Below are 8,786 nucleotides of genomic sequence, written 5' to 3'. Positions count from 1 at the left end.
GCCGATCGCTTCGTGCCGATGGTGCTCGAACGCGCGAAGAAGCTGAAGTTCGGCGATCCGATGGACCGGGCGACCGAGCTCGGCACCGTGGTGCACGAAAGGGCCGCNGCGCTCTTCGAACAGCGCGTNTANATGGCCGCNGAAGCCGGTGCCGAGATCCTCTANCANCCCGGCCGCCAGGGTGCGCTCCTGCCGCCGATCGTCGTCGACCGCGTGCCGCATTCCTCCGAGCTCGTCATGGAGGAAACCTTCGGCCCGATCGTGCCCATCATCCGCGCGCCGGACGATGACGATGCGCTGATCGCGCTTTCCAACTCGACCGCCTTTGGCCTCTCCTCGGGTGTCTGCACCAACGACTTCCGCCGCATGCAGAAGTACATTGCCGGCCTCAAGGTCGGTACGGTCAACATCTGGGAAGTCCCCGGCTACCGCATCGAGATGAGCCCGTTCGGCGGCATCAAGGATTCGGGCAACGGCTACAAGGAGGGCGTCATCGAGGCGATGAAGTCCTACACCAACGTCAAGACATTCTCCCTGCCGTGGTGATGGTCAACGAGCGCGGGCAACCACCTAATAAACCTTCAAAGTTAAGCGCGCTCTCGCCCCGGATTTGCTTCTTGATCCCTCCCCTCACCGCGAAATCCGCGTGACTGACGGCGTGGCCTGAGCTACGTGGTGCCGCTGCGGATGCCGGTCCGTTAAGCCCACGACGAGGGGCAAATACTGGCGCCCGCAGCCCAACGAAATGAGCCGACGTAGACAACCGGAGCGGGGCAACGGAATGCGCATAGCTGCAATTGACCAGGGAACAACCTCTTCTCGCGTCCTCGTGGCGGATGAGGAAGGCTCGCGCGAGATCCGGCATTCGGTTCGCCACGCGCAGATCCACCCCGGTCCCGGGCGCGTCGAGCATGACCCGCTTGAGCTTCTCGCCAATGTCCGCGCCTGCATCGAGGCGGCAGGTCCGGTCGACGCGATCGGCATCGACAACCAGGGCGAAAGCTGCCTTGCCTGGGATTCTGATACGCTTGAGCCCCTGTCCCCGGTGATCGTCTGGCAGGACAGCCGCACCGCCGACCTGATCGAAAAATTGCGCCAGGACGGCGCCGAGGAAATCACGCTTGCGCGTGCCGGCCTGCCGCTCGACCCGTACTTTTCCGCCAGCAAGCTCGCCTGGATCGTCGAGCACCTGCCCGCCGCGAAGGAAGCGCTGGGAAGGGGGCGCCTGCATCTCGGCACCACCGACGCCTATTTCCTCAACTGCCTCACCGGCCGCTTCATCACCGACGCGACGACTGCCTCGCGCACCTCGCTGATGAACCTCGAAACCAGGCGGTGGGATCCCGAACTTTGCCGCCTGTTCGGCGTGCCGATGGAATGCCTGCCCGAGATCGGCTTGACCGCCGGCGAGGTGCTGGGCGAGGTCAATGGCGTGCCGATGACAGCCTCGGTCGTCGACCAGCAGGCCGCGCTCTACGGGCACGGCTGCCGCAAGCCGGGCGACGCCAAAATCACCTTCGGCACCGGCGCCTTCGCACTCGCCGTCACCGGTACCCAGATCCTGCGCGCGCCCGACCTCGGGCTTCTGCCGACCGTCGCCTGGAGCCTGCCGCACGAAACCACCTACGCCGTCGACGGCGGCGTCTACGACGCGGGTGCGACCATCGAATGGCTGCGTCGCATCGGCCTCCTGCAGAATGTCAGCCTGTCCGAGTTTCCGAATGGCCCCGCGATCTCGCGCGGCCTCGCCTTCGTCCCGGCCCTGTCCGGACTTGGCTGCCCCTACTGGGACCGCTCCGCCGCGGGCCTGTGGATCGGCATGGGCGGCGAGACGACGGCCGAAGACCTCGTCCAGTCAGCACTCGAGGGCGTAGCACTGCGCACGTCCGAGGTGCTGCGCGCCATCGACAAGCAGCTCGGCGTCGAAGTCGCGGTGACGGTGGATGGCGGCCTGTCCACCAACGGTTACTTCACCCGCTTCCTTGCCGACGTCACCAAAAGGCCGATCCGCGCCTACCGCTTCTCGGAGCTCACCAGCCTCGGCTGCGCGGCGCTCGCCGGTCTTGCGATCGGCGCGGAACTGCCGCGGCCGGAGCACGGCGAGGAATTCCTGCCGGCACCGGATGCTGATACGGCTGCCTGGCAGGCGCGCTTTGCGGACGCCGTCTCCCGCTGCCGCAACTGGCGCTAGGAATCTGACTTCACCTGTCGATTCTTCAGACAATTGGTGGTAGCAGACCTGAAGCGACCGGGGCCTGACGGCTCCGGCGGACGCAAGCAGCTGTGGCGTGTACATTCGCGGCGGATTTCCATGAACAAGATTGCCCTTCTGGCGTGCACCAGCATCGCCGCGCTTTCCGTTTCGCCGGCCCGGGCCCAGTCCGTTACGCCTTTCGCCATGGAGCCGTCGGATACGGTGTACGCGGGCCACGATTCGGCTGGTTCGGGGTCGCTGGAAACCTCACCGGGCAGACAGGTCATCTTCAGGGACGACGCCACCGCGTCCTCGGCCCACATCATCAACAATGGCGGCACGACCCGCTTCGAGGGCCGCGCAACGGCCGCCTCGGCCTCGCTCACCGCGAATGACGGGGGCAGCATCCGCTTCAGCGGGCAATCGACCGCGGCCGACTCCCGCATCGTCGCCAATGGCGGCGGCGAGCTGAACTTCTCCGAAAACGCATCGGCGGGCGCCGCCTTCGTCACCACCAATGGCGCGACCCGCTTTTCCGGCAGCTCGACCGCGAACCGCGCCGTCATCACCGTCAACGGTACCGGCAGCCTAACCTTCGACGGAAATTCGCGGGCAGAAACTGCCCAGATCACCAACAACGGCCAGACGACCTTCTCCGGCAACGCGTCGCTGCAAGGCGCAACGATCATCAACAACGAGGGCAGTTCGGTCGCGTTTTCCGGCAGTGCCAGCGGCGGCACGACGAGCTTCATCTCAAACAGCGGCGCAGTCACCTTCACGGAAAACAGCTCGTTGAATTCGGGCGCAATTACCGGCAATGCCAGCTCCAGCCTGCGCTTTGCCGGCCGCGCCAGCGCCGGCGACGGATTCATCTCCACGAGCGGCGAGGTCGCCTTCTCCGAGGCGAGCACCGCCGGCAGCGCCGAGATCATCGGCAATGCCGGCAGCCGCATCGCATTTTCAGACGACAGCTCGGCGGGCACGGCAGAGATTTCCGGCGGCGCGGAACTCCGGTTTGCTGGCCGCGCCAGCGCCGGGGCCGCGTCGATCACCATGTCGCCGGGGGCGACGATCACCTTCGCCGACAATGCCGATGGCGGCTCGGCGAAGCTGCATCTCGACAGCGGCGCGGCACTCGACATCTCGGCGGCTGCGAACGATGTCGGCCTTGGCTCCCTGTCGGGCGCAGGCGATGTCCGGTTGGGCCAGCGCACCCTCGCGGTCGGCGACGACACACCGCTTGTCGATTTCGCGGGAACGATCGGTGACGGCGGACAAGGCGGCGGCCTCGTCAAGCGCGGCTCTGGAACGCTCAACCTGTCAGGCAAGAGCAATTATTCCGGCGCAACGCGCGTTGCGGCAGGCACGCTCGAGGCCGGAGCGGAAAATACGTTCTCCGCAAGCTCCGCCTATACCGTGGACGGCGGCGCGACCCTCTCGCTTGCTGCCTTCGACCAGACCATCGGCTCGCTCGCGGGCGCCGGCACCGTCGATCTTGCCACCGCCACGCTAACTGCCGGCGGCAACGGCCAGTCGACCCGGTTCGACGGCGCGATCACCGGCACCGGCGGGCTGACCAAGCAGGGCAACGGCGAACTCACCCTTGCCGGCACAAACGCCTATTTCGGCCCGACCCGCGTGCTCGGCGGCGCGCTGCGCGTCGACGGCAGCATCGCGAACTCGGCCGTCTCGGTCGCACGAAACGCGTCCCTCTCAGGCTCGGGCGAGGTCGGCTCGGCAGCCATTGCCGGCACGCTTTATGGCGGCGATGGCCTCAGCGTCCTCGGCGATCTTTCGTTTGCTCCCGGCAGCACGCTGGTAGCGAGTATCGGCCCCGGCGCAGCCGGCCTCAGCGTCGGCGGGACGGCAACCCTTGGCGGCCGGCTCGACCTGCGCCCTGCCGGAACGATCGACCCAGCCTTCGCCTACGAGATCCTCAACGCCGGCACGATCACCGGCACCTTCGCTGCGGTCGAGGCCGACTTCGCCTTCCTCGATCCCGACGTGATCTACGGCGCGGATGTGCTCTCCGTCCGGCTGGAGCGCAACAATGTCGCCTTCGCGGATGTGGCGCAAACGCCGAACCAGCGAACCACCGCCCAAGCCGTCGAGGCGCTCAGCAGCGGCAACGACGTCTATGACGCGGTGCTGCCAACGAACGTGGCCAGCGCGCGCGAGGCGTTCGACAATCTCTCTGGCGAAGGCCACGCCAATGTCCTCGACACGATGACGGCGGCCCGCGACCACGCGCGGCGGGCCGTGCTTGACCGGCTGCGCCAGCGCGCTGGCGACGGCGTTCAGGTCTGGACCACGGCGCAGGGCGCACGCGACCGGCGCAAGAGCGACGGCAATGGTGCAGAGGCGGAGATTCGCAGCGTCTCGGTGATCGGCGGCGTCGACTTCCAGCCGAACGAGAACGTCACGGTCGGCGTCTTCGGCGGCTATGGCCGCGGCGACATCTCGAGCCCCGCGCGCCGCACCAGCGGCAACGTTGACACCGCCAGCCTTGGCGTCTACGGCAGCTACAAGCAGGGCAATCTGCGGCTGCGCGCCGGCGCACAGGCCGCCCGCCATCAGGCGTCGCTGCAGCGGCAAGTGGACGTTGGCCCGCTGCAGGGCGTTGCCGCCAGCGACTATTCAGGCTGGTCGGCCGAGGTCTTCGGCGAAGCCGGCTACAACTTCGATATCGGCGGCGTTTCGGTCGAGCCGTATGTCGGCATCTCGCATTTCGAAGCCCGCACCGACGGCTTTCAGGAAAGCGGTGCCGGGGCAGCGAACCTCTATTCCGGCGGCAACCGCGTCTCGCGCACCGATCTCGAAGTGGGCGTGCGTGCCGGAACCACCTATGTCACGCCGGGCGGCATGCGGGTGCGGCCGAGTGTGGCGGTTGCGTACCAGAGGAACCTCCACGGCGCCGGCTCCACCAGCCGCCACCACTTTGCGGGCGGCCCGGAGATGGCGATCAGTTCCTCGCTGCCTGGCGTCGATGCGGCGCTCGTCGAAGCGCGTGTCGATGTCGACGTCACCCAGGAGCTTGAAGCCGGCGTCTTCTATCGCGGCACCTGGGCGCGCCACGGCGACGCGCACCTGATCGGCGCCGGGCTGACGTATCATTTCTAAGGGTTGGCGGCGGGGCACCGCCAATACGGATGCGCTCCGCGCCAAGCGCCACGTGTGAGGCTGGTGTACCGACGAAGCGGGTTGCTCTCTGACGGCTTTGAGAAGCCCCCGCCTTCCCCAGGCCTGAAGCCGAGGCTATGTCGGGACGCTGTGAGTGGCGCGCGGCGCCGCTCTAATCCTCACGTCAGGTGACATCCCTGATCTGACCATTCATCCAAAAAAAATCGCCGCTCCTCGGGTGAGGAACGGCGATTTGTAATGCTGGCTGAGAAGGCGTTTTCACCTACTCGATCATGGGCAGCAATGCGTTGATGCTGTCCTTGGCGTCACCGTAGAACATGCGCGTGTTCTCCTTGTAGAACAGCGGGTTCTCGATGCCGGAGTAGCCGGTACCCTTGCCGCGCTTGGAGACAAAGACGTGGCGCGCCTTCCACACTTCCAGCACCGGCATGCCGGCGATCGGGCTGTTCGGATCTTCCTGCGCGGCCGGATTGACGATGTCGTTCGAGCCGATGACGATGACGACGTCGGTGTCGGGGAAGTCGTCGTTGATCTCGTCCATCTCGAGCACGATGTCGTACGGCACCTTGGCTTCGGCGAGGAGCACGTTCATGTGGCCGGGAAGACGGCCCGCGACCGGGTGGATCGCAAAGCGCACTTCCTTGCCGCGGGCGCGCAGCTTGCGGGTCAGCTCGCTCACGGCTCCTTGTGCCTGCGCCACTGCCATGCCGTAGCCCGGCACGATGATGATCGAGCTTGCCTCGTTGAGCGCTGCCGCCACGCCTTCGGCGTCGATCGCGATCTGCTCGCCCTCGATCTCCATCGCCGGGCCGGTCGTATTGCCGAAGCCGCCGAGGATCACCGAGATGAACGAGCGGTTCATCGCCTTGCACATGATGTAGGAGAGGATCGCACCCGACGAGCCAACCAGCGCACCGGTGACGATCAGCAGATCATTGCCGAGCGAGAAGCCGATCGCAGCTGCCGCCCAGCCCGAATAGCTGTTCAGCATCGACACCACCACCGGCATGTCGGCGCCGCCGATGCCCATGATGAGATGATAGCCGATGAAGAAGGCAAGGAGCGTCATCAGGAACAGCGCCCAGAACGAGCCGGTGTTCAGATAGACGATCAAGAGGATCAGCGAGATGATCGCAGCACCCGCATTGAGCGCATGGCCGCCCGGCAGCTTCTTTGCCTTGCCGTCGACCTTGCCGGCGAGCTTGCCGAAGGCAATGACGGAACCGGTAAAGGTCACCGCACCGATGAAGACGCCAAGAAAGGTTTCGACCTTCAGGATGGCGATCTCGGCCGGGGATTTTGCCAAAAGCTTCACCGCAAAGGCGCTGAGCTCATGCGGTTCGAGGCCAAGCAGTGCCGCCGGATCGCCGATGGCATGGCCGAGGCGGGCAAGCTCGATGTGGGTCGAAAAGCCGATGAAGACGGCGGCAAGGCCGACGAAGCTGTGCAGCGCCGCCACCAACTGCGGCATCTCGGTCATCTGCACGCGCGCCGCCACCAGATAGCCGAGCACGGAGCCCGCGATCAGCATCAGCACGATCAGCCAGTGATGGCCGACGCCCGGCGTGAAGATCGCCGCGCAGACCGCGAGCGCCATGCCGGCAATGCCGTACCAGACCGCGCGCTTGGCGCTTTCCTGGCCCGACAGTCCGCCAAGGCAGAGGATAAACAGCACCGCCGCGGCAATATAGGCCGCAATGACAATGCCGGGGTCGCCGATGTGGGCGAACATCTGTTCGAGGTTGTGCATGTCTTAGCTCCCCGCGCTCTACGACTTCTGGAACATGGCGAGCATGCGCCGGGTGACGAGGAAGCCGCCGACAATGTTGATGGTCGCAATCAGCACCGAGATCGCACCGAGGATGGCGACGATCCAGGACGAGGAGCCGATCTGCGCGACGGCGCCGAGGATGATGATACCGGACACTGCATTGGTGACCGCCATCAGCGGCGTGTGCAGCGAGTGCGAGACGTTCCAGATCACCTGGAAGCCGACGAAGCAGGCCAGCATGAACACCACGAAGTGCGACATGAAGCTCGGCGGCGCATAGGCGCCGACAAGCAGGATCAGGACGGTGCCGATCGCGAGTAGCCCGACCTGCGTCCCGGTTGCCTTGCGGAAGGCTTCCGCCTCCTGCGCACGGCGCTCTTCCGGCGTCAGTTCCTTCGGCTTTTCCTGCTTCTTTACCGACGCGATCGCCTGCACTTTCGGCGGCGGCGGCGGGAAGGTGATCGCCCCGTCATGAGTGACGGTCGCACCGCGGATGACATCGTCTTCCATGTTGTGGACGATGACGCCGTCCTTGGAAGGCGTCAGATCCGAAAGGAAGTGACGGACGTTGTTGGCGTAGAGCATCGAGGCCTGGGAGGCCATGCGGCTCGGGAAGTCGGTGTAGCCGATGATGACGACGCCGTTGTCGGTGACAACGCGCTCGTCGGCTCTGGTCAGCTCGCAGTTGCCGCCGCGCTCGGCCGCAAGGTCGACGATGACCGAACCCGGCTTCATCGCCTCGACCATGTCCTTCGTCCATAGCACCGGAGCCGGACGACCGGGGATCAGTGCCGTGGTGATGACGATGTCCATGTCGGGCGCAAGCTCGCGGAATTTTGCCAGCTGCTTTTCCCGGAATTCGGGGCTCGAGGGCGCTGCATAGCCGCCGGTAGCGGCACCATCCTGCGCTTCCTCGAACTCGAGAAAGACGAATTCGGCGCCCATCGACTCGATCTGCTCGGCCACCTCTGGGCGCACGTCAAAGGCATAGGTGATCGCGCCAAGACTGACCGAGGTACCGATCGCCGCAAGACCGGCAACGCCCGCGCCCACCACCAGCACCTTGGCCGGCGGGATCTTTCCCGCCGCCGTCACCTGTCCGGTAAAGAAGCGACCGAAATTGTTGCCCGCCTCAATGACAGCACGGTAGCCGGCGATGTTCGCCATCGACGACAGCGCGTCCATCTTCTGCGCGCGCGAGATGCGCGGCACCATGTCCATCGCGATCGTCGTGACGCCGCGTTCCTTCAGCTCCTCGAGAAGCTCGGAACTCTGGGCCGGATAGATGAACGAGATCAGCGTCTGGCCCTTGCGGAAGAGTTTCACCTCTCCTTCGGCCGGCGGGCGAACCTTCACCACCACATCGACTTCGCTGAAAAGTGCTGCCGCATCCGGCACCACCGTCACGCCAGCCGCACGATAGGCATCGTCCGAAATGCCGGCCGCAGCACCTGCGCCCGCCACCACGAAGCAGGCATGGCCGAGTTTCTCGAGCTGCCGTGCGCTGTCGGGCGTCAGGGCAACGCGCTGCTCGCCAGGATAGACTTCCTGTAATGCACCAATTCTCAAGGGCCGTTCCTCCTGAGAGCTAGAGTGACCATATGACCGCACGAGGATCGCCAAGACAGCATAATCCTGTTGACCCTGCGGCAGGACGCTAACGGAGAAGTCGTCCTGTTG

The 8,786-nt window shown here is 65.6% G+C and carries 5 protein-coding genes; 3 read left to right on the top strand and 2 right to left on the bottom strand.

All coding sequences use genetic code 11. The features are described from left to right. The 3 genes from L630_RS0111990 to L630_RS0111980 all read left to right on the top strand — a co-directional run. Positions 1-546 (top strand): aldehyde dehydrogenase family protein (locus tag L630_RS0111990; protein WP_024847244.1); only part of this gene is annotated, 546 nt, incomplete at its 5' end. A gap of 235 nt (positions 547-781) precedes the next feature. Next, the gene (locus tag L630_RS0111985; RefSeq protein WP_024848498.1) at positions 782-2,191 is read left to right on the top strand and encodes an FGGY family carbohydrate kinase; all 1,410 of its coding nucleotides are present in this window, start codon (positions 782-784) and stop codon (positions 2,189-2,191) included. 120 nt (positions 2,192-2,311) lie between these two features. Next, complete coding sequence (locus tag L630_RS0111980; protein WP_024848497.1) at positions 2,312-5,314, top strand: autotransporter domain-containing protein; 3,003 nt, start codon at positions 2,312-2,314, stop codon at positions 5,312-5,314. Between the two features lie 283 nt (positions 5,315-5,597). Here L630_RS0111980 and L630_RS0111975 read toward each other — a convergent pair whose 3' ends face one another. Next, complete coding sequence (locus tag L630_RS0111975) at positions 5,598-7,085, bottom strand: NAD(P)(+) transhydrogenase (Re/Si-specific) subunit beta (RefSeq protein WP_024848496.1); 1,488 nt, start codon at positions 7,083-7,085, stop codon at positions 5,598-5,600. A gap of 18 nt (positions 7,086-7,103) precedes the next feature. Next, positions 7,104-8,675: a Re/Si-specific NAD(P)(+) transhydrogenase subunit alpha gene (locus L630_RS0111970; RefSeq protein WP_024848495.1), complete on the bottom strand. Its 1,572-nt coding sequence runs from the start codon at positions 8,673-8,675 to the stop codon at positions 7,104-7,106. Positions 8,676-8,786 lie beyond the last annotated feature (111 nt).

Source organism: Aminobacter sp. J41, assembly GCF_000526635.1.
GTDB lineage: Bacteria > Pseudomonadota > Alphaproteobacteria > Rhizobiales > Rhizobiaceae > Aerobium.
Note: the sequence above shows the minus strand (reverse complement) of the source record. Positions and strands in the feature narration are given on the sequence as shown.

What these genes read in the sequence shown, in the direction of transcription:
- L630_RS0111980 (WP_024848497.1), top strand. Translation starts at nt 2,312, where the DNA reads ATGAACAAGATTGCCCTTCTGGCGTGCACCAGCATCGCCGCGCTTTCC.
- L630_RS0111985 (WP_024848498.1), top strand. Translation starts at nt 782, where the DNA reads ATGCGCATAGCTGCAATTGACCAGGGAACAACCTCTTCTCGCGTCCTC.
- L630_RS0111975 (WP_024848496.1), bottom strand. Translation starts at nt 7,085, where the DNA reads ATGCACAACCTCGAACAGATGTTCGCCCACATCGGCGACCCCGGCATT.